The sequence below is a fragment of the Streptomyces sp. NPDC044002 genome, assembly GCF_056434525.1.
Window position 1 is genome coordinate 45,417 of the sequence record NZ_JBWKEZ010000013.1, and the last position, 24,127, is coordinate 69,543.

22 protein-coding genes and 1 other RNA gene are annotated in these 24,127 nt (G+C 73.7%); 12 read left to right on the forward strand and 11 right to left on the reverse strand.

Annotated features, from left to right (window positions below):
• Window positions 1-134 precede the first annotated feature (134 nt).
• From AC07A6_RS12625 to AC07A6_RS12635, 3 genes are read right to left on the reverse strand one after another with little or no spacing between them, the layout of a single operon-like run.
• Entirely contained in the window at window positions 135-785 is a 651-nt protein-coding gene (locus tag AC07A6_RS12625) for a PhzF family phenazine biosynthesis protein (protein WP_478777084.1), read from the reverse strand.
• 36 nt (window positions 786-821) lie between these two features.
• On the reverse strand, window positions 822-2,318 hold the full coding sequence (locus AC07A6_RS12630; protein ID WP_478777085.1) for an HtaA domain-containing protein: 1,497 nt from the start codon (window positions 2,316-2,318) through the stop codon (window positions 822-824).
• Between the two features lie 51 nt (window positions 2,319-2,369).
• Complete coding sequence (locus AC07A6_RS12635; protein ID WP_478777086.1) at window positions 2,370-3,785, reverse strand: HtaA domain-containing protein; 1,416 nt, start codon at window positions 3,783-3,785, stop codon at window positions 2,370-2,372.
• Window positions 3,786-3,948: 163 nt separating this feature from the next.
• Here AC07A6_RS12635 and AC07A6_RS12640 point away from each other — a divergent pair, with 163 nt between their 5' ends.
• The 6 genes from AC07A6_RS12640 (at window position 3,949) to efeU (ending at window position 10,523) form a co-directional block, all read left to right on the forward strand.
• On the forward strand, window positions 3,949-4,980 hold the full coding sequence (locus AC07A6_RS12640) for a heme/hemin ABC transporter substrate-binding protein (protein WP_478777087.1): 1,032 nt from the start codon (window positions 3,949-3,951) through the stop codon (window positions 4,978-4,980).
• A gap of 34 nt (window positions 4,981-5,014) precedes the next feature.
• On the forward strand, window positions 5,015-6,061 hold the full coding sequence (locus AC07A6_RS12645; protein WP_478777136.1) for a FecCD family ABC transporter permease: 1,047 nt from the start codon (window positions 5,015-5,017) through the stop codon (window positions 6,059-6,061).
• Window positions 6,052-7,029 carry a heme ABC transporter ATP-binding protein gene (locus tag AC07A6_RS12650; RefSeq protein WP_478777088.1) on the forward strand — a complete coding sequence of 326 codons (978 nt, stop codon included), beginning with the start codon at window positions 6,052-6,054 and terminating at the stop codon, window positions 7,027-7,029. Before AC07A6_RS12645 ends, AC07A6_RS12650 begins: the two co-directional genes overlap by 10 nt.
• Window positions 7,030-7,194: 165 nt before the next feature.
• Window positions 7,195-8,346, forward strand: a complete 1,152-nt coding sequence (gene efeO, locus AC07A6_RS12655; RefSeq protein WP_362466373.1) for an iron uptake system protein EfeO — start codon at window positions 7,195-7,197, stop codon at window positions 8,344-8,346.
• 31 nt (window positions 8,347-8,377) lie between these two features.
• On the forward strand, window positions 8,378-9,649 hold the full coding sequence (efeB, locus tag AC07A6_RS12660; protein WP_362466370.1) for an iron uptake transporter deferrochelatase/peroxidase subunit: 1,272 nt from the start codon (window positions 8,378-8,380) through the stop codon (window positions 9,647-9,649).
• Between the two features lie 22 nt (window positions 9,650-9,671).
• Entirely contained in the window at window positions 9,672-10,523 is an 852-nt protein-coding gene (gene efeU / locus AC07A6_RS12665; protein WP_362466367.1) for an iron uptake transporter permease EfeU, read from the forward strand.
• Between the two features lie 66 nt (window positions 10,524-10,589).
• Here the strand turns inward: efeU and AC07A6_RS12670 are convergent, their stop codons facing one another.
• Window positions 10,590-11,351: an SDR family oxidoreductase gene (locus tag AC07A6_RS12670; RefSeq protein WP_362466364.1), complete on the reverse strand. Its 762-nt coding sequence runs from the start codon at window positions 11,349-11,351 to the stop codon at window positions 10,590-10,592.
• A gap of 108 nt (window positions 11,352-11,459) precedes the next feature.
• On the opposite strand from AC07A6_RS12670, the gene AC07A6_RS12675 reads away from it, so the two are divergent.
• Window positions 11,460-12,932, forward strand: coding sequence for a multidrug effflux MFS transporter (locus AC07A6_RS12675; protein ID WP_478777089.1), 1,473 nt, complete (start codon window positions 11,460-11,462; stop codon window positions 12,930-12,932).
• Between the two features lie 9 nt (window positions 12,933-12,941).
• Window positions 12,942-13,961 (forward strand): small ribosomal subunit Rsm22 family protein, encoded by a 1,020-nt coding sequence (locus tag AC07A6_RS12680; protein WP_478777090.1) that lies wholly within the window; start codon window positions 12,942-12,944, stop codon window positions 13,959-13,961.
• 4 nt (window positions 13,962-13,965) lie between these two features.
• On the opposite strand, the gene ddaH is transcribed toward AC07A6_RS12680, so the two are convergent.
• Window positions 13,966-14,775: a dimethylargininase gene (gene ddaH, locus AC07A6_RS12685; protein WP_478777091.1), complete on the reverse strand. Its 810-nt coding sequence runs from the start codon at window positions 14,773-14,775 to the stop codon at window positions 13,966-13,968.
• A 158-nt stretch (window positions 14,776-14,933) separates the two neighbouring features.
• On the opposite strand from ddaH, the gene AC07A6_RS12690 reads away from it, so the two are divergent.
• Together AC07A6_RS12690 and AC07A6_RS12695 are read left to right on the forward strand one after the other, a co-directional pair.
• The gene (locus tag AC07A6_RS12690; RefSeq protein WP_362466352.1) at window positions 14,934-15,560 is read left to right on the forward strand and encodes a TetR/AcrR family transcriptional regulator; all 627 of its coding nucleotides are present in this window, start codon (window positions 14,934-14,936) and stop codon (window positions 15,558-15,560) included.
• A gap of 150 nt (window positions 15,561-15,710) precedes the next feature.
• Entirely contained in the window at window positions 15,711-16,463 is a 753-nt protein-coding gene (locus AC07A6_RS12695) for a bifunctional DNA primase/polymerase (RefSeq protein WP_362466349.1), read from the forward strand.
• Window positions 16,464-16,904: 441 nt separating this feature from the next.
• Here the strand turns inward: AC07A6_RS12695 and yaaA are convergent, their stop codons facing one another.
• The 3 genes from yaaA to AC07A6_RS12710 form a co-directional block, all read right to left on the reverse strand.
• Window positions 16,905-17,705, reverse strand: a complete 801-nt coding sequence (gene yaaA, locus AC07A6_RS12700) for a peroxide stress protein YaaA (RefSeq protein ID WP_478777092.1) — start codon at window positions 17,703-17,705, stop codon at window positions 16,905-16,907.
• 160 nt (window positions 17,706-17,865) lie between these two features.
• Complete coding sequence (locus AC07A6_RS12705) at window positions 17,866-18,303, reverse strand: hypothetical protein (RefSeq protein WP_478777093.1); 438 nt, start codon at window positions 18,301-18,303, stop codon at window positions 17,866-17,868.
• Between the two features lie 109 nt (window positions 18,304-18,412).
• Window positions 18,413-19,369 (reverse strand): ArsR/SmtB family transcription factor, encoded by a 957-nt coding sequence (locus AC07A6_RS12710; RefSeq protein WP_362470749.1) that lies wholly within the window; start codon window positions 19,367-19,369, stop codon window positions 18,413-18,415.
• 262 nt (window positions 19,370-19,631) lie between these two features.
• On the opposite strand from AC07A6_RS12710, the gene AC07A6_RS12715 reads away from it, so the two are divergent.
• Entirely contained in the window at window positions 19,632-21,083 is a 1,452-nt protein-coding gene (locus AC07A6_RS12715) for an RNB domain-containing ribonuclease (RefSeq protein WP_478777094.1), read from the forward strand.
• 21 nt (window positions 21,084-21,104) lie between these two features.
• Here the strand turns inward: AC07A6_RS12715 and AC07A6_RS12720 are convergent, their stop codons facing one another.
• Both AC07A6_RS12720 and AC07A6_RS12725 read right to left on the reverse strand, forming a co-directional pair.
• A complete protein-coding gene (locus tag AC07A6_RS12720; RefSeq protein ID WP_478777095.1) occupies window positions 21,105-21,932 on the reverse strand; it encodes a hypothetical protein in 828 nt (275 codons plus the stop codon).
• The gene (locus tag AC07A6_RS12725; protein WP_478777096.1) at window positions 21,929-22,663 is read right to left on the reverse strand and encodes a MerR family transcriptional regulator; all 735 of its coding nucleotides are present in this window, start codon (window positions 22,661-22,663) and stop codon (window positions 21,929-21,931) included. The genes AC07A6_RS12720 and AC07A6_RS12725 overlap by 4 nt, the downstream gene beginning before the upstream one ends.
• A 77-nt stretch (window positions 22,664-22,740) precedes the next feature.
• Between AC07A6_RS12725 and rnpB the strand changes: the two genes are divergently transcribed.
• Window positions 22,741-23,143, forward strand: an RNA gene (rnpB, locus tag AC07A6_RS12730) — RNase P RNA component class A.
• Between the two features lie 78 nt (window positions 23,144-23,221).
• On the opposite strand, the gene AC07A6_RS12735 is transcribed toward rnpB, so the two are convergent.
• Window positions 23,222-23,968 carry a DUF4352 domain-containing protein gene (locus AC07A6_RS12735; RefSeq protein WP_478777097.1) on the reverse strand — a complete coding sequence of 249 codons (747 nt, stop codon included), beginning with the start codon at window positions 23,966-23,968 and terminating at the stop codon, window positions 23,222-23,224.
• Window positions 23,969-24,127 lie beyond the last annotated feature (159 nt).

Here is a 24,127-nt window from a genome sequence, read left to right on the forward strand (position 1 = left end):
TTTTCCGCAGGGGACCTACCCGCCCTCTCCTGCGGGCGCCTTCTGTGGGGGGTGGGGGGGGGGGGGGGGGGGGGGGCGCCCGCCCCCCCCCCCCCCCCCCCCTCGGCGCGTGGCGCCGGCCCCGGTCGCGGGGCCTACGAGGCGAAGCGGACGCGGCCGCCTATCTCGACCGTGCCGTCGGGGCCCGGGGCGGTGAGGATCTGGGAGCCGGCGCCCTGGGTGATGTTGAGGGCGCGGTTCAGCTCGGCGGTGAGCAGGATCGCCGCCGAGCCGGTGGCCTCGTCCTCGGTGATGACCCCGTCCGGGCGGCGCGGGAAGCCCCGGGCGCGGATGCGGCCCGCGGTCTCGTCCTCCCAGGCCCACGCGTACAGCCAGCCCTCGCCGGGCGGCGGGGCCGGCAGGGCGTCGACGTCGGCGGGGGTGGCGTACTGCTCGGTGCGCTTGCCGGTGACCCACTCGGGGCGGGCCGTGATCCAGGTGAACTCACCGTCGTCGCGGGCCCATACGGAGCCGGCCGGCGGCTGGAGCTCCTCGATGTCCAGCAGCCAGGCGACCCCGACCAGCGGGTGTCCGGCGAAGGACATCCGCGTGCCGGGGGTGCGGATGTCGACGACCCCGCGCTCGGGGTCGTCGACGAACACCGTCTCGCTGTAGCCCAGTTCGGCGGCGAGGGCCTGCCGGGAGGCGTCGTCCGGGCAGGTGCGGCCGTCTCGGACGACTCCGAGCAGGTTGCCGAAGCGGCCGTCACCCGCGCAGAACACCCTGATCACGTCTAGATCGTTCACGCTGGCATTCAAGCACGCCCCGGCGTCCGGGCTCCGTCAGCTCTGGGCGGCCCGGCGGCGGCGCCCGAGGTAGACGGCGCCCGCGCCGGCCGCGACCACGCCGGCGGAGGCGCTGAGCAGTGCACCGGCCGGGACCTCGGCCCCGGTGGAGGCGAGGTTGCCGCCCGCGGAGCCGCCGGCCGAACCGCCCGCCGAACCGCCGCCGCCCACGGAACCGCCCGTGGTGGTGGTTCCTGTGGTGCCCGTGGTGCTCGTGGTGCCCGTGCCGCTCGTCGGGGTGCCGGTGGCGCCGGCGGTCGGGAGGGGGGCGTCCTTGTCCACGGAGACGGAGAGGGTCACGGGGTCCATGGGCTTGCCCGGCTTGTACTTGTCCGGGACGGAGCCGTTGTTGGCGAAGACGGCCGAGCCCTTCTCCGTGAAGACGGCGGGGACGGATGCGAGGGTCAGCAGGCCGCCCTTGGTCTTGTAGTCGCCCTTGGACAGGTCGAGCGTGGCGAACGGGACGTCCTTGGCCGCACCCGCCGCCGTCCTGGCGTCCAGGACCAGGGTGCCGGTCTTGCCCTCGGTCTCGATCCGGATGTTGCCGAAGGTCAGGTCGAGGCCGTGGGCGGCGTACTCGAAGCGCACGGCGCCTTCGAAGGCCGCGTTCAGCTTCTGCTTCCTGACGTCGAGTTCGCCCTTGCCGAAGGAGAAGTCGAAGGTCTTGCCGTTCTTGGTGGCGCCGCCACTGGCCGTGATCCCCTTCTCGCCGACGTAGTCGTGGAAGGAGGCCATCACCCCCCAGGTGAGCTTGCCCCGGAGGACCTTCTGCGGACCGTCGGCGGACGGGGCCGGAGCCGGGGCGGAGGAGGCGGGCGCCGACGGGGACGGGGAGGTGGAGGCCGACGTGGAGGGGGACGGGGCGGGCGGCTTCTGCAACTCCAGGGCGGCCGTGAGCTTGTCGCCGTCCCGGCCCTCGTACTGGGGCGCGCCGAGCTGCTCGCCGAGCTCCTTGGTGAGCTTGGTGGCCAGGCCGTTCATGTTCATCCCGGCGAAGGCGACGTCCGCCGCCGGGACGTCCCTGGTGAGGGTGCCGTTCTTGGTGATGTCGACCGTCAGCTTCTTGGTGCCGGTGTCGATGCGGAAGTTCTCCATCTTGATGACGAAGCCGTGCGACGCGCTCTCGAAGGTGACGCTGCCCTTGAAGGCGGCCTTCACGACGTGGCCGCCGTCCTTGTCGTACTGGCCGGTGGCCGAGCCGAGGCGGAAGGTGCCGTCCGCGTTCTGCGTGGCACCGTCCGCCGGGGTGATCTTGCCCTTGGCCATGCCCGTGACGTAGTTCCGGAAGCTCGCCAGCACCCCCCAGTCGAGGGTGCCGCCCACGACGGGTATCGGTGCGGCGGCGGCCTGGGCGGCGCCGGGGGCGGCGGGGGCTCCGGGGGCTCCGGGGGCGGCACCCTCGGCCGCGGCGGGGAGGGTGAAGGCGGTGGCGCCGAGGGCGGCCGCGGTGAGCACGGCGGCCGCGAGGGTGATCGGGCGGCGGTGGGAGGACATTGCTGAGGACTCCTGGAGGTGCGTGACGAACAGGACTGGAGCGGTGAGTGGTCAGGGCGTGGTGCCGGACGCCTGCGCGCGGCGCCTGCGGACCACCAGCAGGGCGGCCCCGCCGGCCAGGACCAGGACGGCCACGGCGAGGGACGCGTACAGGCCGGCGTCGGCGGAGCCGCCCGCCGGGGCGGCGGCCGCGGGGGCCGGGGAGGCGGAGGACGGGGCGGCCGGGGCCTGGGGGGCCGGGGAGGCGGTGGAGCCGAGGTCGGGCAGGGCGGGCAGCGGCGTACCGGCTTCGAGGGCGACGGCGAGCGTGACGGGGTCCATCCCGGTGCCGGCCTTGTAGAGGGAGCCGAAGGCCTGGGAGCCGCCTTCGGTGAGGGTGGCGGGGGCTTCGGTGAGGGTGGCGAGCTTCCCCTCGGCCTTGAGGCCCTTGGCGTCGAACTCGACGAGCGCCACGGCCGGGCTGGTCCGGCCGCCGGTGGTGACGTCGGCGGAGAGCACGCCCTTGCCGTTCTCCACCTTGACGCCCACCTTGCCGAGTACGAGGTCGAGCCCGGCCGCGGCGAACCGGACGCTGCCGGCGAACTCGGCGGCGAGTACGCCCTTCTGGCCGTCGTACGTCCCCTTGCCCTGCGGGAAGCGGAACAGCGCGCCGCCGTCCTGGGCTCCGTCGGCGAGGGTCCATGCGCCCTGGCCGACGGGGCCCGTGACGTACTCGCGGAAGGTGCGGCGCACGCCCCAGTCGACGGCGGCGTCGGTGAAGGCCGCCCGGGTCTGCGGGGCGGCGGCCGGGGTGCCGGGCGGCTGTGCGGGCGGGGTGGGCTGCGGGGCGGGCGGTGCGGCCGGGGCGGCCTTGACGTCGGCGGACAGGCTGACCGGGTCGAGCTGCGCGCCGGGCTGGTAGTAGCCGGCGAAGGCCTGGGCACCCTGCTCGGTGAGGGTGGCCGGGACGTTGGTGAGGACGAGGGGGCTGCCGCCGCCCTTCATGTCGATGCCGCCGAGTCCGAGGGTGGCGAAGGGCACCTGGGACCGGCTGCTGACCGCCCCGCTGTCCTTGGCCTTGCCGGTCACGTCCAGGTAGAGGGTGCCGCGGCCGCCGGAGATGCGGACGGTGGGGCGGCTGACGGTCAGGTCCAGTTCGTACGCGCCGTCGGGCTTGCGGTGGCCCTGGAAGGTGACCCCGCCGGAGAACGCGGCCTGGAACTCCCCGGAGGCGGGGTCGTAGGAGCCGGTCGCGGAGTGGAAGCGGAACAGGCCGCCGCCGACGGTGGCGGCTCCGCCCTTCAGCTGGAAACCGCCTTTCGCGACCGGACCCGTGACGTAACTCTGGAAGGAGGATTTGAGGCCCCAGTCGAGCCGTCCCCCCTGCACGGCCCGGCTCTCCGCGCGGGCGGCGGCGGCCGGGAGCAGGGCCGCGAGCAGGGCCGCGAACAGGGTCACGGCGATCGCGCGGACGGGTCGTGCGGACATGAAGTCCCCTCCAGGGTCTGGGGGATCGAAGGGCAGGCGGACGATTCCCCGCCCAACCACTTAGGTTAGGCTAACCTAAGCCATCCCGGCCGGGCGGGAAACCCCTCGTTCCGGCCCAGCCCCCGCCCCCGCCTCCCGGCCGGACGATCAGGACGGTGTCCCGGTGCCCACGCCCGCCACCCCAACCCGCTTCCCCCGCCTGGCCGTTGCCTTCACGGTCCTCGGGCTCGCACTCGCGCTCTCCGCCGCCGGCTGCGCCGGTACGGACACCCCCGCCGGCCCCGCCGCCGGACACTCCGCCCCCGCCCTCCCCGACCGGGTGGAGCCGATCGCCGCCGCCGCGCGGCCCGCTCTGCCGGTGACCGTCGCCTCGGCCGACGGGAAGCAGGTCACCGTCACCTCGGCGGACCGGGTCATCCCGCTCACCGGCAGCCTCAACGAGATCGTGCAGACCCTCGGCCTCGGCCCGCAGGTCGTCGCCCGGGACATCACCGCCACCTTCGAACAGGCCTCCGCCCTGCCGGTGGTGACGCGCGGCCACGAGGTCTCCGCCGAGAGCGTGCTCTCGCTGCGCCCGACGCTGGTCCTGGCCGAGACCACCACCGGCCCCGCCGAGGCGGTGCAGCAGATCCGCGACGCGGGCGTCCCTGTCCTGGTGGTCGCGCCCGCCAAGGCCCTGGAGGACGTACCGGCGCGGATCGGCGCCGTCGCCGCCGCACTGGGCGTCAAGGAGGCCGGCGCGGAGCTGAACCGGCGCACCGCCGAGCGGATCGCCGCCGCCCGCAAGGGCGTTCCGGCCGGTACCGGGAAGAAGCCGCGGGTCGCCTTCCTCTACCTGCGCGGCACCGCCTCGGTCTACCTGCTGGGCGGCTCCGACTCGGGCGCCGGCTCGCTGCTGGAGGCGGCGGGCGCGGTGGACACCGGCAAGGAGTCGGGGCTCGGCAAGGACTTCACCCCGATCACCAGCGAGGCCCTGGCCGCGGCCGCCCCGGACGCCCTCCTCGTCATGTCCAAGGGCCTCGAATCGGTGGGCGGCGTCGACGGCCTGGTGAAGATCCCGGGCGTGGCCCAGACCCCGGCCGGGATGGACCGCAGGGTCGTCACCGTCGACGACGGGGTGCTGCTGAACTACGGCCCGCGCACCGACCAGGTGCTCTCCTCGCTGGTCGCGCAGCTGCACGGCAAGGGGGCCTGAGGTGGCCGTCTCCGCACGGGCCCGCCCGGAGGCCGTGGCGTCGCGGCGGCGGCCGGGCCGCAGGGCGCCGCTGCTGGCGGCCGGGCTGCTGGCCGCGCTGCTGCTGCTCGCGCTGGTCTCGGCCGGGGTCGGCGCGTACGCCATCCCCGTCGGGGACGTCCTCGCCTCCGTCCAGCACCGGGCGGGCCTCGGCGGGGCTCCGCTGGACCGGGTCGGGGAGAGCGTGCTGTGGAACGTACGCCTGCCCCGGGTCGCGCTGGCGCTGCTGGTCGGCGCGAGCCTGGGGTGCGCGGGGGCGCTGATGCAGGGGGTGTTCGGCAACCCGCTGGCCGAGCCCGGGGTGATCGGCATCTCGGCGGGCTCCGCCGTGGGCGCGGTCGCCGCGATCGGGCTGGGCCTGACCTTCCTCGGCAACTGGACGGTCACCGCGTGCGCCTTCGTGGCGGGGCTCGTCACGGTCGGCGCCGTCTACCTGCTGTCCCGCAGCGGCGGCCGGACCGAGGTGGTCACGCTGATCCTGACCGGTATCGCCGTCAACGCCTTCGCGGGCGCCCTGATCGGGCTGTTCGTCTTCTTCGCGGACAGCGGCCAGGTCAACCAGATCACCTTCTGGCAGCTCGGCTCCCTGGCGCAGGCGACCTGGCCCAAGGTGCTCGCCGTGCTGCCCTGCGCGCTCGTGGGGCTGGCCGCCGCCCCCTTCCACGCCCGCAGGCTCGACCTCCTCGCCCTCGGCGAGCGGCCCGCCCGCCACCTCGGGATCGACGTCGAGCGGCTGCGGCTGTCCCTGATCGTGGTGGTGGCCCTGCTGACGGCCGCCGCCGTGGCCGTCGCCGGGGTGATCACCTTCGTGGGGCTGCTGGTCCCGCACCTGCTGCGGATGGCGAACGGGCCCGGGCACCGCTTCCTGGTGCCCGGCAGCGCGCTGGCCGGGGCGGTGGTCCTGGCCGGGGGCGACCTGGCCGCCCGTACGGTGGCCCGGCCGGCGGAGCTGCCGCTCGGCGTGCTGACGGCGCTGCTCGGCAGCCCGTTCTTCTTCTGGCTGCTGCGCCGCACCCGCCGGGGTCAGGGGGGATGGGCGTGAGGTTCCCGTCACGCGGCCTCCTTCCCCGCGGCTTCCTTCCCCGCGGCTTCCTTCCCCGCGGTCGGCGTGCCGTGCCCGCGCGTCCCGCACCCGGGGCCGCCGTCGCGGAGGCCGTCGGGCTGCACGTCCGGCTCGGGGAGCGCGAGGTGCTCGCCGGGATCGGCCTGGCCGCCCGGGCCGGCGAGGTGCTGGCGCTGGTCGGCCCGAACGGCGCCGGGAAGTCCACCCTGCTGGCGGCCCTCGCCGCCGACCTGCCGGCCGCCTCGGGCACCGTACGGATCGACGGGCGCCCGGTGGGCGGCTGGAGCACCGCCGAGCTGGCGCTGCGCCGCTCGGTGCTCCCCCAGTCGGCCGCGCTGTCCTTCCCCTTCCCGGTCGCGGAGGTGGTCCGGATGGGCCGCGCCCCGTGGGCGGGGACGGGGCTCGCGGACGCCGACGAGGAGGCGGTGGCGGAGGCCATGGCCGCCACCGAGGTCACCCGTTTCGCCGATCGGCCCTTCCCGGATCTCTCCGGCGGCGAGCGGGCCCGGGTCGCGCTGGCCCGCGTACTGGCCCAGCGGACCCCGCTGCTGCTGCTCGACGAGCCGACGGCGGCCCTGGACCTGCGCCACCAGGAGCTGGTGCTGCGGATCTGCCGGGAGCGGGCGGGGGCCGGGGACGCGGTGGTCGTGGTCCTGCACGACCTGGGGCTGGCGGCGGCGTACGCGGACCGGGCGGCGGTGCTGCACGGTGGCCGGATCTCGGCGGCCGGGCCCCCGGCGGAGGTGTTCGAGGACGGGCTCCTGAGCCGGGTCTACCGGCAGCCCGTGGAGGTGCTGGCGCACCCCCGGACGGGTGCTCCGCTGGTGCTCCCGGTACGGGACGGAGGCGTTCCGGATCACCCTCCCGCCCAGACGGCACAAGGGATCGAACCGGACGGTAACAACGGCCCCGCACGGAATGCGGACGGCGACTTGACTCCCGCTTGACCCTCGCTTGAGCCCGTCATGGAAGGCCCGTGACGGGCTTGTGTCCGGGGCCGAAAGGTGAGAGCTGAATCACTGGACGAGTGGGTATCGGTCAGGTAAGCCTCGGTTAAGTTAGGTCCGCCTCACCGGCCCTCCCCCCAGCCTCCACTTCCACCAGGAGCCCACATGCGCCCCGCCCGCCTCACCGTCCTCACCGCGGCCGCAGCCGTCGCCGCGCTCACCGCAGTCACCGGCTGCGCCGAGAAGAGCGACAAGAGCGGCTCGGGCGCCATCCAGGTGAAGGCGACCGACAGCGCCTGCGAGGTCTCCAAGACCGAGTTCCCGGCCGGCAAGGTCACCATCGAGGTGGAGAACAAGGGCTCCAAGGTCACCGAGCTCTACATCCTCTTCCCCGACGACCGGATCGTCGCCGAGCGCGAGAACATCGGCCCCGGCACCAAGGCCACCATCACCGCCGAGATCAAGGCGGGCGACTACGCCTTCACCTGCAAGCCCGGCATGAAGGGCGACGGCATCCGCACCCAGGTCAAGGCCACCGGCAAGGGCGGCACCGAGAAGCGCAGCCCCGAGCTGGACGCCGCGGTCGCCGCGTACCGCAAGTACGTCCAGGAGCAGGCCGACGAGACCCTGCCCAAGGCCAAGGTCTTCGCCGACGCCGTCAAGGCCGGCGACCTGGAGGCCGCGAAGAAGGCCTACGCCCCCTCCCGCATCGGCTGGGAGCGCACCGAGCCCGTCGCCGAGTCCTTCGGCGACATCGACCCGAAGGTCGACGTCCGCGAGGACGGCCTGGAGGCCGGCCAGGACCCGGCCAAGGACTGGACCGGCTGGCACCGCCTGGAGAAGTCCCTCTTCCAGGACAACAAGATCGACGACAACGACAAGAAGCTCGCCGACACCCTGATCGCCGACCTGACCGAATGGCAGAAGAAGGTCGGCGAGGCCGAGATCACCCCCACCTCCATGGCGAACGGTGCCAAGGAGCTGCTCGACGAGGTCGCCACCGGCAAGGTGACGGGCGAGGAAGAGCGCTACAGCCACACCGACCTGGTCGACTTCAAGGCCAACGTCGAGGGCGCCCAGAAGTCCTACGAGCTCCTCAAGACGGTCACCGCCAAGAACGACCCGGAGCTCGCCAAGCAGCTGGACACCCAGTTCGCCGCGATGAACACCCTCCTGGACAAGTACCGCGCCGACAAGAACACCTACGAGTTCACCTCGTACGACAAGGTCGGCGAGGCCGAGCGCAAGGAACTCTCGGACGCCGTGAGCGCGCTGGGCGAGCCGCTCTCCAAGCTGGCCGCCGCGGTCGTCAAGTAGTCCAGAGCCAGGCAGAGGCGGGAGAACCACCATGACCGATCAGGTGTCGGAAGAGACCACGGGCGCCGAGGGCGCCGCAGGAGCGCCCTCGCGCCGTGCCGTGCTCGGCTGGGGCGGCGCGGGGCTGGCGGTCGGAGCGGCTGCGGCCGGCGGCGCGGTCGCCGCGTTCGGCAGCGGCCCGGACATGTCCCCGGCGGCCTCCGCCGGGGCGGCGGTGCCCTTCCACGGCGAGCACCAGTCCGGCATCGCGAGCGCCGTCCAGGACCGGCTGCACTTCGCGGCCTTCGACGTGAAGACGAAGAGCCGCGACGAGCTGGTCACGCTCCTCAAGGAATGGACGGCCGCGGCCCGGCTGATGACGGCCGGCCTGCCGGTCGGCGACGTGTTCGAGGGCGCGCCCGAGGCCCCGCCCACCGACACCGGCGAGGCCCTCGGCCTCAAGCCCTCCCGCCTCACCCTGACCATCGGCTTCGGCCCGGGGCTGTTCGCCAAGGACCGCTTCGGCCTGGAGGGCAAGCGCCCCGAGGCCCTGGTGGACTTGGAGCTCTTCCCCGGCGACAACCTGGACCAGGCCCGCTCCGGCGGCGACCTGTGCGTCCAGGCCTGCGCCGACGACCCGCAGGTCGCCGTGCACGCCATCCGCCAGCTGGCCCGCATCGGCTTCGGCAAGGTCGTCGTCCGCTGGTCCCAGCTCGGCTTCGGCAAGACCTCCTCGACCACGCCCGAGGAGCAGACCCCGCGCAACATGATGGGCTTCAAGGACGGCACCCGGAACATCTCGGGCACCGACAAGGCAGCCCTGGACAAGCACGTGTGGGTCGGCGCGGGCGACGGCAGCGACTGGCTGACCGGCGGCTCGTACCTGGTCGCCCGGCGCATCCGGATGAACATCGAGATCTGGGACCGCACCCCCCTGCAGGAGCAGGAGGACATCTTCGGCCGCGACAAGGGCGAGGGCGCCCCCGTGGGCAAGTCCAAGGAGCGCGACGAGCCGTTCCTGAAGGCGATGAAGCCGGAGGCGCACGTGCGCCTCGCGCACCCCGACACCAACAACGGGGCGACGATCCTGCGCCGCGGCTACTCCTTCACCGACGGCACGGACGGCCTGGGCCGCCTCGACGCCGGCCTGTTCTTCCTGGCCTACCAGCGCGACGTCCGCAAGGGCTTCATACCGATCCAGCGCCAGCTGGCGAAGGCGGACGTCCTGAACGAGTACATCCAGCACGTGGGTTCGGCGATCTTCGCCGTCCCGCCGGGCGTCCGCGACAAGGACGACTGGTGGGGCCGGTCCCTGTTCGCGTAGTCCCCGCCGGAGAGGAAACGCCGTGTTCGGCAACTATCTGATCGGCCTGCGCGAAGGGCTGGAGGCCAGCCTGGTCGTCTGCATCCTCGTCGCATACCTGGTCAAGACCGGGAACCGGGCGGCCCTGCGCCCGGTCTGGCTCGGCATCGGAATCGCCTGCGGGCTCTCGCTCACCTTCGGCGCGCTGCTGGAGTTCGGCACCCAGGAGCTGACCTTCCAGGCGCAGGAGCTGCTCGGCGGCAGCCTGTCGATCATCTCGGTGGGCCTGGTGACGTGGATGGTCTTCTGGATGAAGCGCACCGCGCGGCACCTGAAGGCCGAGCTGCACGGCAAGCTCGACTCGGCGCTCGCCATGGGCACCGGCGCGCTGGTCGCCACCGCCTTCCTGGCGGTGGGCCGCGAGGGCCTGGAGACGGCGCTGTTCGTGTGGGCGTCGGTCCGCGCGAGCGGCGAGGGCTCCTCGGCCCCCCTGATCGGCGTGCTGCTGGGCATCGCGACCGCGATCGTCCTCGGCTGGCTGTTCTACCGGGGCGCGCTGAAGATCAACCTGGCGAAGTTCTTCACGTGGACCGGCGGGATGCTGGTGGTCGTGGCCGCGGGCGTGCTCGCGTACGGGGTCCACGACCTCCAGGAGGCCGAGTTCCTCGGCGGCCTGAACGACAGGGCCTTCGACATCAGCTCGGTGATCGCGCCGGACAGCTGGTACGGGGTGCTGCTGAAGGGCGTCTTCAACTTCCAGCCGGACCCGACGGTCTACCAGCTGGTGGTGTGGTCCCTGTACCTGGCGGTCGTCCTGACCCTGTTCCTCCTCCCGGCCCGCCTGCGCACCCCCGCGGAGGCTCCGGCGAAGGCCCGGAGCCGGGCCGGGAGCTGAGCCCCGGACCGACGGCGAAGGCCCCCGCTCCGCGCACACGCGCGGAGCGGGGGCCTTCGCCGTGTGTCAGCCGCGGCCGATGTACGGCATCGCGGTGGCCATCACCGTCGCGAACTGGACGTTGGCCTCCAGCGGGAGCTCCGCCATGTGCAGCACGGTGCGGGCCACGTCGGCGGCGTCCATCACCGGTTCCACCGCCAGCTGCCCGTTGGCCTGGAGGATGCCGGTCTGCATGCGCTCGGTCATCTCGGTGGCCGCGTTGCCGATGTCGATCTGTCCGCAGGCGATCCGGTACGGGCGCCCGTCGAGCGACAGGGACTTGGTCAGGCCGGTCATGGCGTGCTTGGTCGCGGTGTAGGCGATGGAGTTCGGGCGCGGGACGTGGGCGGAGATGGAGCCGTTGTTGATGATCCGGCCGCCCTGCGGGTCCTGCTCCTTCATCACCCGGAACGCCGCCTGGGCGCAGAGGAAGGAGCCGGTGAGGTTGACGTCCACGACCTGGCGCCAGGCCTCGTAGCCGATGTCCTCCAGCGGGACCCCGGCGGGGCCGAAGGTGCCGGCGTTGTTGAAGAGCAGGTCGAGGCGCCCGTACCGCTCCCGTACGGCCTCGAAGAGCGCGGCGACGTCCTGCGGGTCGCTGACGTCGGCCGGTACGGGCAGTACGTCCGCGCCCGCTCCGGCCGCGGCGGCCGTCTCCTCCAGGGGCCCGGGCCGACGCCCGGCCACGGCCACCGACCAGCCTGCGCCGGCCAGGGCCAGGGCCACGGAACGGCCGATCCCGGAGCCGGCTCCGGTCACTACAGCGATCTTCTTCGCGGGTGCGCTCATGGGGCCGCAGGGTACGTCACAGCGCACATCCGTTCTGGGACGTTCCGACAGCTGAGAGCATGGGTCGGTCAGGGGTGCATAAAGCAGATGAAAAGACTGGAGTTCCGCATGTCGGAGAGCGGCCCTTCCACGGCCCCCTCGCACGGGCCGTCGCCCCGCACGTCGCCCGATCCCTCACCCGTTCCGGCATCCGTTCCGGCACCCCGCCAGGCACCCGAGCCGTCGCCCGCGCCGGCATCCGGCACCACGTCCGGCACCGCGTCCGGCACGGCATCCGGCACGGCGTCCCGGAAGGCTCCCGCCGCCCCCCTGACGGCCGCGCGCCGCACCGGCCTGCTGGTCACCTTCATCCTGGGCGGCCTCACCGCCCTCCCCCCGCTGTCCATGGACATGTACCTCCCGGCCCTGCCCGAGGTCACCGCCGCCCTGCACAGCCCCGCCGCGACCATCCAGCTCACCCTCACCTCCTGCCTCGCCGGCATGGCGCTCGGGCAGCTGGTCATCGGCCCGATGAGCGACAAGTGGGGCCGCCGCAGACCGCTGCTGACCGGCATGGCCGTCTACGTCCTCGCCACCGCGATCTGCGCCCTCGCCCCGAGCGCCGAGCTGCTCATCGCCTTCCGGCTGCTCCAGGGCCTGGCCGGCGCGGCCGCCATCGTGATTGCCCGGGCCGTCGTGCGCGACCTGTACGAGGGCGTCGAGATGGCCCGCTTCTTCTCCACGCTGATGCTGATATCCGGCACCGCCCCGATCATCGCCCCGCTCATCGGCGGCCAGGTGCTCCGCTTCGCCGACTGGCGCGGGGTCTTCGTCGTCCTCACCGCCGTCGGCCTCGCGCTCACCCTCGTCGTGTGGCGCAGCCTCGGCGAGACGCTGCCGCCCGAGCGCCGCCAGACCGGCGGGGTGGGCGCCGCGCTGCGCACCATGCGCGGGCTGCTCGGCGACCGGGTCTTCGCCGGCTACACCCTGGCGGGCGGCTTCGCCTTCGCGGTGCTCTTCTCGTACATATCCGCCTCGCCCTTCGTGGTGCAGGAGATCTACGGGGCCTCCCCGCAGGCCTTCAGCCTGCTGTTCGGCCTGAACTCCGTCGGGCTGATCATCGTCGGCCAGATCAACGGCAAACTGCTGGTGGGCCGGGTCAGCCTGGACAAGGCCCTGGCCACCGGGCTCGCCGTCATCACCGCCGCCTCCGTCGCCCTGCTGCTCATGTCCACCGGTGTGTTCGGGAAGGCCGGGCTGCTGCCGGTGGCCGCCGCGCTGTTCGTGCTGATGTCGGCGATGGGCCTGCTCCTGCCCAACACCAACGCGCAGGCCCTCATGCGTACCCCGCACGCCGCCGGATCGGCTTCCGCGCTGCTGGGCACCTCCTCCTTCCTGGTCGGCGCGGTCGCCTCGCCGCTGGTCGGGATCGCGGGCGAGGACACGGCGGTGCCGATGGCGCTCGTGCAGGTCAGCTGCTCGCTGCTGGCGGTGGCCTGCTTCCTCGGCATGTGCCGGCCCTGGCGGACGCGCGAGCCCATGGCCGGACCCGCGGCACCGGGCGCACCTGCGGGCTCCGGGCCGGGTTCCGGGGCGCCGTAAACTTCCCGGGTGAACGCCGCACCCGCCCCCACCACCGCCGAAACCCTCCGCAGCGCGCTCGCCGGGCTGCTCGACGGGCTCCCGCCGAAGCAGGCCTCGGCCGCCGTCGAGCGGCTGATCGCCAACTACCGGGGGGCCACTCCCACCGACGCCCCCGTGCTGCGCGACCGCTCCGACGTGGCGGCGTACGCGGCGTACCGGATGCCGGCCACCTTCGAGGCTGTGCGGTCCGCCCTGGACGGGCTGGCGGAGGCCGCCCCCGACTGGACGCCGGGCTCGCACGTGGACGTGGGCGGCGGCACGGGCGCCGCGACCTGGGCGGTGGACGCGGTCTGGGACGGGCCCCGCGCGACGACGGTGCTGGACTGGGCGGAGCCGGCGCTGGCGCTCGGCAAGGAGCTGGCGGGCCGTTCGCCGTCGGCGGCGCTGCGCGCGGCCGAGTGGCGCCGGGCCGTCATCGGCAGCGGGATCAGCCTGCCGGACGCGGACCTGGTGACCGTGTCGTACGTGCTCGGCGAACTGACCGAGCAGGCCCGCACGGCGGTCGTCGCCGAGGCGGCCCGCGCCGGGCGGGCGGTCGTCCTGATCGAGCCGGGCACGCCCCAGGGCTACCTGCGCATCCGCGAGGCCCGCGAGCAGCTGATCGCGGCCGGGATGACGGTGGCGGCGCCGTGCCCGCACGACGGGACCTGCCCCATCGAGGTCGGGCAGGACTGGTGCCACTTCTCGGCGCGGGTCAGCCGCTCCTCGCTGCACCGCAAGGTCAAGGGCGGGTCCCTGCCGTACGAGGACGAGAAGTTCAGCTACGTCGCCGCGACGCGGTTCCCCGTGACGCCGGTCCCCTCCCGGATCACGCGCAAGCCGCAGATCCGGAAGGGGCTGGTCCTGCTGGACCTGTGCGGTCCCGAGGAGACGGGGCTGGGACGGGCCACCGTGACCAAGCGCCACGGCGGCCTCTACAAGGCGGCCCGGGACGCCGAGTGGGGCGACGCCTGGCCGCCCGCCGACGCCGGCGCCGACGCCGAGTAGGGGCCTACGGCCTCAGCTCCTGGGTGCAGCACTTCACGCTGCCACCGCCCTTGAGCAGCTCGCCCAGGTCCATCGGGACCGGCTCGAACCCCCGGTCCCGCAGCGGGGCCAGCAGCCCGGTCGCGCCCTGCGGGAGGACGACGTGCCGCCCGTCGGAGACCGAGTTCAGGCCGAAGGCGGCCGCGTCCTCGTCCTCCACGACCAGGGCGTCCGGGAACAGCCGGCGCAGCACGGCCTGGCTGCCGGCGGAGAAGGCCGGCGGGTGGTACATGATCTCGTCGCCGTCGAGGACGCAGAGCGCCGTGTCCAGGTGGTAGTAGCGCGGGTCGACCAGGTCGAGGCCGATGACGGGGCGGCCGAAGAACTCCTGGGCCTCGTCGTGCGAGAGCGGACTGGAGCGGAAGCCCCGGCCGGCCAGGATGTAGGTGGCGGTGACGGCGAAGTCCCCCTCGCCCTCGTTGACGTGCGAGGGCTCGTGGACCTCCTCGAAGCCGTGCGCGCGGAACCAGTCGAGGTGGATCTCCGCCTCGGCGGCGCGTTCCGGATAGGCGAAGCGGGCGCCGAGCACCCGGCCGTCGACGACGAGCGCCCCGTTCGCGGCGAAGACCATGTCGGGCAGGCCGGGGTCGGGGACGAGCGTCTCGACGGTGTGCCCGAGGGAGAGGTAGCGGTCCCTCAGGTCTTCCCACTGGGCGAGTGCGAGGGGCAGGTCCACCGGTTTCGTGGGGTCCATCCACGGGTTGATGGAGTACGTGACCTTGAAGTGTGCGGGTGGGCACATCAGGTAGCGCCGGGGTGTGGCGTCTCTGCGCAAAGAAGGCTCCTCACGACTACGACTACGGACTCACGGTGCTGTGCGCGTGTCGAGAGAATCGTCTCTCCTCGGCGGTGGCCGCGCAGTGAACTGATCGGGTGAATTACCACAACGGCCGGAAGACGAGACGTCTCGGACCGACTTGGTACGTTGGGGCGGTGACCAAGACCCCTGACGCCACCCGCCGCAGCGACCGCTCCCGGCGCGCCATCCTCGACGCCTCCCTCGTGCTGGTCGGCGAGGTCGGCTACAACAAGCTGACCATCGAGGCCATCGCGGCCCGTGCGGGAGTCGGCAAGCAGACGATCTACCGCTGGTGGTCCTCGAAGGCCGAGGTGCTGCTGGACGCCTCGCTCGCGCTGGCCGGCGAGGCGGCCGCGGAGGGCGGCTGGACCGGCTTCCCGGACACCGGGGACCTGGCGGGCGACCTGAAGGCCGTACTGCGGGCCACGGTGGACGAGTTCGCCGACGCCCGGTACGAGGCCCCCGCGCGCGCCCTGACCGCGGCCGGGGCGACGGACCCGGAGCTCGGGGCCCGCTTCACGGAACGCCTGCTGGAGCCGCAGCTCGCGCTGTACGAGGCCCGGTTGCGGTCGGCCCGGGAGGCCGGGCAGCTCCCGGCCGGCACCGACCTGCGGCTGACCGTGGAGATGCTGCTGGGCCCGCTGACGTACCGGTGGCTGCTGCGGACCGCGCCGCTGACGCACGGGTTCGCGGACGCGTTGGTGGACGGCGTGCTGGCCGGCGTGGGATACGTCACCGCCGGGCGGCCGGAGAGCCGGTGACACCGGCACGGCCGAGAACCATATGGCCTGATTGTGCCGTTATGTGGGGCACTCGTTCGGGGAGTCCCTTCGGGGGGTGCGGTCACCCGGCGCTCCCGATGGTGGGACCATGGAATGGTCTGCCGGGGCAACGGTGAGGTGAGGGGATAGATGGGGTCTGAGTCCGGCCGCGTCAAACGCGGCGAGCTGAGCAGGATTTCCCAGTGGCTGCGCCGCCGCTCGAAACCCGCCCCCGAGGACCCCGGCAAGGAGCGCGAAGCGCTCCTGCTCGCCGTCGCCGCCGCCGGCCTGCCCCTCGCCCCCGCCGCCCATCCCTCCGACGGATACCGGTGTTCGTGCGACCGCATCGGCTGTCCCACGCCGGCCCGGCACCCCGTCTCCTTCGCCTGGCAGACCCAGTCGACCACCGACCGCGCGCAGATCGAGCGGTGGGCCCGCAACCAGCCCCAGGCCAACTTCATCACCGCGACGGGCATGGTGCACGACGTCCTGGACGTCCCCCTGGAGGCCGGCCGCAGCGCGCTGGAGCGGCTGCTGGCCGCGGGCATCGAGGTCGGCCCCGTCGCCGAGTCCGGCGGCACCGGCGACCAGGCCCGGATGCTCTTCTTCACGGCGACCCGCGGTACGCCGGAGGACGAGGACGAATGGTGGCCCTGCGAACTGGACTGCCACCCCGAGACGATGGACGAGCACCCCGGCCTGCGCTGGCACTGCCGCGGCAGCTACGTCCTGCTCCCCCCGGCGGCCCTCCCGGGCGAGCACGCGGTGACCTGGCTCCGCGACGTCCGCCATCCGCTCCCGGACCCGCTGACCCTCCTGGAAACCCTGACGGACGCCTGCGCCCAGTACGCGGGCGCGCGTGACCAGACCCCGGCCGCGGTCGCCTGGCCCCCGGGCCACTGACCCGACCGCTGCGCGGGGCTGGTCCCCTACCCGCCCTTCGCCCGTTCCCCGGGGCTCCGCCCCGGACCCCCTGGGGGCTCCGCCCCCAGACCCCCGCGCCTCAAACGCCGGCGAGGCTGGAAGTGCGCTGCGCGCACTCCAGCCCGCGCGGCGTTTGAGCGCACCGGGCGCGCAGCGTCCGGTACCGGGGTCGGGGGCGGAGCCCCGGGCCCTTCCAGCCCCGCCGGCGCTTGAGGCGCGGGTCCGGGCAGCGCCCGGGGAACGGTGGAAGGGCGGGTAGGGGACCCAGCCCCGCGCAGCGGCCCACCCACCCGCAGACGACCCACCGGCACCAGCCACCCAAACCGGCCCCGCCCCACGTACGACGGCCGGAGGCTGTCGCAGCGGCGCGAAGCCGGGGAGGCCGCCCGCGGCCGAGCCGCGCGAGCGGCGCGTCAGAAATCAGTGGATCTGGGTGACGACCACGTCGAGGGACCAGGCCTTCGCCGGCTTCGCAGGCGCCTCGGCCTCCACCACATAGCCCAGGTCCCGCAGGGCCGTCACCAGCTCCGCCGGGGACGCCGGCACGGCACCGTCGACCAGCAGGTCGCGCACCAGGCGGCCCTTGGTGGCCTTGTTGAAGTGGCTCACCACCGACCGCTTCTCCACCCCGTCCACCACCTGCGAGTGCAACACCCGCACCGTGGCGGTGCGGCCCGCCGTCTCCCCCTTCGGCTTCCACGCGGACGCGTACGCCGACGAGCGCAGGTCCAGCACCAGCCCGTCCCCCGCCGCCTGCGGCATCACCTCGGCCATCGGCGTGCGCCAGTACGCGCCCAGCGCGCCCAGCCCCGGCAGCTTGACGCCCATCGAGCAGCGGTAGGAGGGGATCCGGTCCGTCACCCGCACCGCGCCCCACAGCCCGGAGAAGACCAGCAGCGTCCGCTCGGCCGGCTCCCGCGCGGGCGCCGGCAGCCCCGCCAGGTCCAGGGCGTCGTAGAGCACACCAGTGTAGATCTCCCCGGCCGGGAGGGCCGGTGCCGAGCGCAGGGCGGCGTTCTTCGCGACCTCACCGCGCAGGCCCTCGCTGAGCCCGAGCACCTCGCGCGCCTTCAGCTCGTCCCCCGCGCACAGCTCGACGAGCTCCTCCAGGACGGCCGCCCGCGCGGGGGCCAGGCCCGGCAGCGACAGGGACGCGGGGTCGAGCGGTGCGCCGGAGCCGCCGGCGGCCTTTCCCTCGGAGGGCGGCAGCAGCACGAGCACGGTGGTTCTCCTTCAGACGACGCGGCGCAGGGGATGCGGCCCCCGGGCCAGGGTAGACGGCCCGCCGCGGCCCGGTCACGGGCGAACGGCCACGGCCGCACCCCGGCCGGTGGGGCCGGGGGGCGGGCCGTGGCCGCCGGTGGGGGGCTGGGGAAGGGGATCAGCCGCAGTCGCCGGTGAGCCGGGTGACCCCGACCCACACCTGGCCGTTGTAGTTGACGTTGACGTTGGTCCCGCCCGTGCCCAGGGTGTTGCTGGCCCACACGGCGCGGCCGGATCCGGTGTAGATCACGAAGTTGCCGTCTCCCTGGTAGACGGCCCGGTTCCCGCCGAGACCGTAGGTGTGCGAGGCCCAGCACACGCCCCGGTTGTTTCCGTACAGCACCAGGTTGCCGTCGGTCTGCATCACGAGCCGGGCGTATCCGTACCGGGTGCTGCTCTCGATCTGGCTGCCCGCCCACAGGGTGGAGCCCCGGTCGAGGTGGTCGCTGGTCGCACCCGTGGCGCCGGTGGCATCGGCGGACGACGTGCCGGCGAATCCGAGCAGGGACGTCACGGCCAGTGCCAGCGCTGCTGCTGCGGTCCTGCCTCGTTGCATGATCGGGCCTCTCGTGTCGCGGAGGGTGCTGCGGTCGGAGCGACTCTCCGACGCGCCGCCGCGCCCCGTCCACGTCTTTCGAACCTCTTCGAAAGACGTGGACGGGACCTCATCCGCGCAGTAGGAGGCTTCCCAGCGGGGTCGTCCTGTGCAGGACCGTGTTCCGGTGCCGGGTCGAGCTGATCAGGCCCGCCGCGCGCAGCACGGTGGTGTGGTGGCTGACCGACGCCTGCGACATTCCCACCAGGCGGGCGAGTTCCGAGGTGCTGTGCGGGGTCTGCGAAGTGGACCGCAGGATCGCCGTGCGGGTGCGGCCCATCAGGGGGCCGAGTCTTTCTCCCGCGCGGGCGTCGGGGTATTCCGTGCGCCGCGCCGGATAAGTGAGCACGGGCGGGAGTTCCGGGTCCAGCAGGGATACCGGGGTGCGGGTGCGGAACAGCGTGGGGACGAGGAGCAGCCCCCGCCCGTTCAGGTGGAGTTCCTGATTCACGGAGTACTGGACTTCGAGTACGGGCGGTTTCCACCGCATGCCCGGTCCGAGGCCCGACAGGACGCCTTCCGTTCCCGATTCGGCCGCGACTTTCGCCTGCGCGGCGTACTCCGCCCCCACCGTGGTCCGCATCACCTGCTCCAGGGGTGCCAGGGCCGCCTCGTGGTAGCCGCGCAGGGCCCGGGTGAGGTCCCGTAGCGCGTCGGGGCGGCCGGCGGCGAGGTCGCCCGTCCATCCGGGGAGGGTGCCGCCCGCGGCGAGGACGGCCAGGTCGCCGCGGAGGTGGCGGGCGGGTGTGGCGCCGAGGGTGTCGAGGGCGGGTTCGATGCCGAGCGTCCCGTCGGGCGGGGTCAGGAAGTCGGGGAAGTAGCCGTGCGGGCGGACGAGCGGGAACAGCGTCCGCAGGTTCCCGGCCTGCCGGGCCAGGACGTCGCGGGCCCAGCACTCGGCCGCCGGGCTCTGCGGGCGGTGCTGTAACGCCCGCAGGCTCAATACCGTCTCCCACAGGGGATCCGGTCGGCTGGCCACGCTCGTGCGGACCAGGTCGGCTCCGGTGAAATGAATGCGCAACAGCATGCCCGCCCCGTTTTTGCCGAGTTCGAATCGAATTCGAATGGATGTGGGTGTGATTGGTTCCGCCAATGGACCGCCAAAGGACCGCCAATGGACCGGCCCTTCCCCCCGGGCCGGTGAACCGCTCATCACATTGCGCCCCGGCCGCGCCCCGTATTCCAGCCGGTTTCACGCCGTCGTACGGACCCCTTTCCGCGCCGCGTTCCGCCGTGCGGCGGTTTCCGCGGCCCGCGCGGAACCGCCGTTCACGGCCTACGCTCGGTCCATGCCACGCCGTCACATGCACATGGCCGGAGCGGACGGGGCGGACGGGGCGGTCCTGCGCGCCGCACTGGACGCACTGCGGACGCGACTGGGCGTGCCCGGGACCTTCCCCGCCGGGGTGCTCGCCGAGGCCGAGCGGGCGGCCGCCGCTCCCCGGCTGCCGTCCGAGGACCTGACCGGCCTCCCCTTCTTCACGATCGACCCGCCCGCCTCCGTGGACCTCGACCAGGCCATGCACCTGGCGAAGCGGCCCGCCGGCGGCTACCGCGTGCACTACGCCATCGCCGACGTCGCCGCCTTCGTCAGCCCCGGCGGCGCCCTCGACGCCGAGGCCCACCGCCGGGTGACCACGCTCTACTTCCCCGACGGGAAGGTCCCCCTGCACCCGCCCGTGCTCTCCGAGGACGCGGCCAGCCTGCTGCCCGACCGCACCCGTCCGGCCCTCGTGTGGCGGCTGGACCTGGACTCCGACGGCCGGGTCGAGACCACCGACGTACGCCGCGCCCTGGTGCGCAGCCGGGCCAAACTCGACTACGACGGCGTGCAGAAGGCCATCGACACCGGCACCGCCGAACCGTCCCTGGCGCTGCTGAAGGACATCGGGACCCTGCGCGAGGCACTGGAGGCCGAGCGCGGCGGCGTCTCCCTGAACGTCCCCGAGCAGGAGGTCGTCGAGCACGGCGGCTCGTACAGCCTGGCCTACCGGGCCCCGCTCCCGGCCGACGGCTGGAACGCCCAGGTCTCGCTGATGACCGGCATGGCGGCCGCCCAGCTGATGCTCGCCTCGGGCACCGGGATCCTGCGCACCCTCCCCGCCGCCCCCGACGGAGCGGTCGGGCGGCTGCGCCGGGCGGCGAAGGCGCTGCGGATCGACTGGCCGCACCACGTCCCGTACGCGGCGCTGGTCCGCTCCCTCGACCCGCGCGTGCCGGCGCACGCCGCCTTCCTCCAGGAGTGCACGGCCCTGCTGCGCGGCGCCGGCTACACGGTCTTCACCGGCGGCCGGCTCCCGGACCCGGCCCTGCACGCGGCGGTCGCCGCCCCGTACGCGCACTGCACCGCCCCGCTGCGCCGGCTCGCCGACCGCTACGCGGGCGAGCTGTGCGTGGCGGCGGTGGCGGGGGCGGAGCCCCCGGCGTGGGTGGTCGAGGCGCTGGAGGCGCTGCCGGACCGGATGGCGGAGGGCACCCGGCTGGCCAACTCGGTCGAGCGGGAGTGCGTGGACCTGGTGGAGGCGGCGCTGCTCAAGGACCGCGTCGGGGAGACCTTCGAGGCGACGGTCATCGACGTGAAGGAGCAGGAGCCGAAGACCGGGACGGTCCACCTGGAGGAGCCGGCCGTGGTGGGACGGGTCGAGTCCCCGGCGGAGCGGCTGCCGCTCGGGGAGCGGATCCGGGTCCGGCTGACCCAGGCCGACCCGGGCACCGCGAAGATCCTCTTCGCGCCGGCGTAGGGGCCCGAACGGGGTCAGCACTCACTCCTGCTCACTGATCAGGAACGGTGCGGGTTGCCGCAGTGCGGCCACCAGCGCGCGGGGGTCGTCGGCGTGGAAGCGGATCGTACGGGCCCTGGCGCGGGCGCCGAGCGGCCGGCGGAAGTCCAGCGGGCGGTTCAGCTCCAGGGTGACGGTCGTCTGGCTGCCCACGATCAGGTCGAGCACCCCCTCCTCGGACAGGGTGACGAGCCGCCCCTCGGGGTAGCGGCGCTCCACCCGGGCCGAGGCCACCGCGTCCGGCGGGACCGTGAGATCGAACAGGACGCCGTAGCGGATCCGCAGCGATCCGTCGGCCCGCAGCACGTGCGGGCGGGTCACGCAGGCGGCGTGCAGGGCGAGGACCAGCAGCACCGAGTACACGTCGAGGACCAGCACCACGCGGTGCACGGCGGGCCAGGGGATGAGCACGGCCAGCCCGACGGTCTCGACCACCGACACGAAGAGCAGCCCGTACATCATGGCCGTCTGCGGTCCGGTGTACGCGGCGGCGAGGTCGCCGGGGCCCACGCCGTGCCTGCGGCGCACGACCCACCGGCCGAGCGAGACGGCGGCCCGCAGCTCGTGCAGCAGCAGCCGCAGCACCGGCTCGGGCACGGCGGCCCGTACCGCCCGCCGCCAGGAGCCGGTGCTCCGCCGCAGCGAGCCCAGCACCCAGGCCTCCAGCAGCAGCGTCCCGAGCACCAGCGCCTCGGCCGCGGCCGTCGCCCACCCGGGCGGGCGCACCCCGGCCGCGAGGCACAGGACGAGGACCAGCTCGCCGGGTATGACGGCGCAGGCCGCGATCCGCGCGGCCCGGACGGCGCTCACGCCCGGCCCTTGGCGGTGAAGGCCGCCATCACCCGGCGTACGACCTCCGCCTGCGCGGGGGCGTACTCGGCGAGCAGCGCCTCCCCGAAGCCTGGGATCACGGGCCCGCTGGTCGGGATCGCGGCGAAGGCCTCGTCCGGTACGGCGGCGACCATCGCCTCGGCGAGCGGCCCGATCCGGGGGTCGTCGACGGCGGCGTCGGCCAGCTCGTCGAGCCGCTCGTACAGCGCGAGCACGGCGGGGTCGGCGGCCAGCTGCCCGAGGACGGAGTACAGCTCCTCCCCGGCGGCGCCGGTGGCGTCGAGCAGGGTCAGGTGCTCGCGGTCCTTCGCGGCGGCGGGAGAGTCCGTCGCCGGGGCCTTGGCCAGCAGCGCGGCGAGCGCCGGGGAGACCGGCTCGCCGTCCCCGGGGCCGGCGGCGAGCAGCACGGCCAGCCGGCGGCGGCGTTCGGCCAGCTCGGCCTCCTGCCGCGCGAGGTCGGCGTCCAGTTCGTGGAGCACGTCGGCCAGCTCGCGCCCCGCGTCGTCGGCGAGGACGTCCCGCACCTCGTCGAGGCCGAGCCCCAGCTCGGTGAGCCGGCGCACCCGGGCCAGCAGCACGGCGTCGCGCACGGTGTAGGCCCGGTATCCGTTGGGGCGCCGCTCCGGTTCCGGGAGCAGCCCGACATGGTGGTAGTGCCGGACCGCCCGGGTACTGACCCCGACCAGCGCGGCGATCTCTCCGATCCGCATGCCCCCCAGTAGAAACCCTGCCGCTGCGTCAAGGTCAAGGCGGCGCGGACAGCCGGTAGCATGGTCGGCACGACAGACGAGTCGGCCGGGCGGCCGCGTCGGGGTCCCCGGATCCCGCCGAGGAACGTCCGGGCTCCACAGGGCAGGGTGGTGGGTAACGCCCACCCGGGGTGACCCGCGGGACAGTGCCACAGAAAACAGACCGCCGGGGGCTTCGGCCTCCGGTAAGGGTGAAACGGTGGTGTAAGAGACCACCAGCGCCTGAGGTGACTCAGGCGGCTAGGTAAACCCCACCTGGAGCAAGGTCAAGAGGATCCGTCCCCGGACGGGTCTGCGCGAACGCTTGAGGGCTGCCCGCCCGATGTTCGCGGGTAGACCGCACGAGGCCGGCGGCAACGCCGGTCCTAGATGGATGGCCGTCTCCCCGGCGACCGCGAGGTCTCCGGGTGACAGAACCCGGCGTACAGGCCGACTCGTCTGTCGTTCTCCTTCACTCCCCGGGACCCCCGGGACCCCCGGGCGGGGCCCGCCGGAGCGGGACCCGCCGGGACCGCGCGGCTACTTCACCGGGGCGGTGTACGTCTTGCCGATGAAGCCGTTCCGGAAGGTGACCGTCTTCGCGGTGATCTTGCCCTTGACCGTGATGGTCCCGGTGGCCTTCTCGCCCTTGGCGAGCTTGACGGTGTCGATCTGGTCCTCGGCCGCCGCCAGTTCGATCTGCCTGCGCGTGCCGTCCTCGCCCGTCACCTCGAAGTAGAAGACGTTGACGTCGACCTGCTTGGCCGCGTTGTTGACGATGGTCACCTGCACGGAGGTGTAGTCGCCGCTCTGGGCCAGGACGCTGGGCTTGAAGGCCGTGGGCGAGGCGGTCAGCGTCACGTCGGCGTTCTTGTCGGCCGTCCCGGCCGGCGCCTCGGAGTTCCCGGGCGCGGGCTGCATCGGCGCCGCGTTGGGGGCCGAGGAGCCGGCCGGCGCGGAAGGCACCGTGATCGGGGTGTCCTTCTTGGCGCTGCTCTTGGAGGCGCCGGTGAACGCCGCGCCGCAGGCGAAGAGGACCAGCGACAGCAGGACGATGCCGCCGCAGCCGAAGCCGATGATCTTGCCGGCGTTGCTCTTCTGCGGGGGCGGCGGCGGGGCCGGGTAGCCGTAGGGCGGCGGGGGCTGCTGACCGTACGGCGGGGGTGGCTGCTGGCCGTAGGCCGGGGGCTGCTGGGGGTACCCGTAGCCGGGCTGCTGCCCGTAGGGCTGCTGCGGCTGCCCGCCGTAGGGCTGGTCCGGCTGCTGGCCGGGGTAAGGGGTGGTCATGGGGACTCCTCCGCTGGGTGGTTGCCTTCTGGCTCAGGGCCGGATGCCGAACACCCTCGGAAGGAGCGCCGTGAACGCGGAACATGAGCGGCGCCCAGCTTAAATAAAACACCAAAGCGTGCCATAGGGAGTTCCAAAAATGAGACGGTCGCTTCCGAA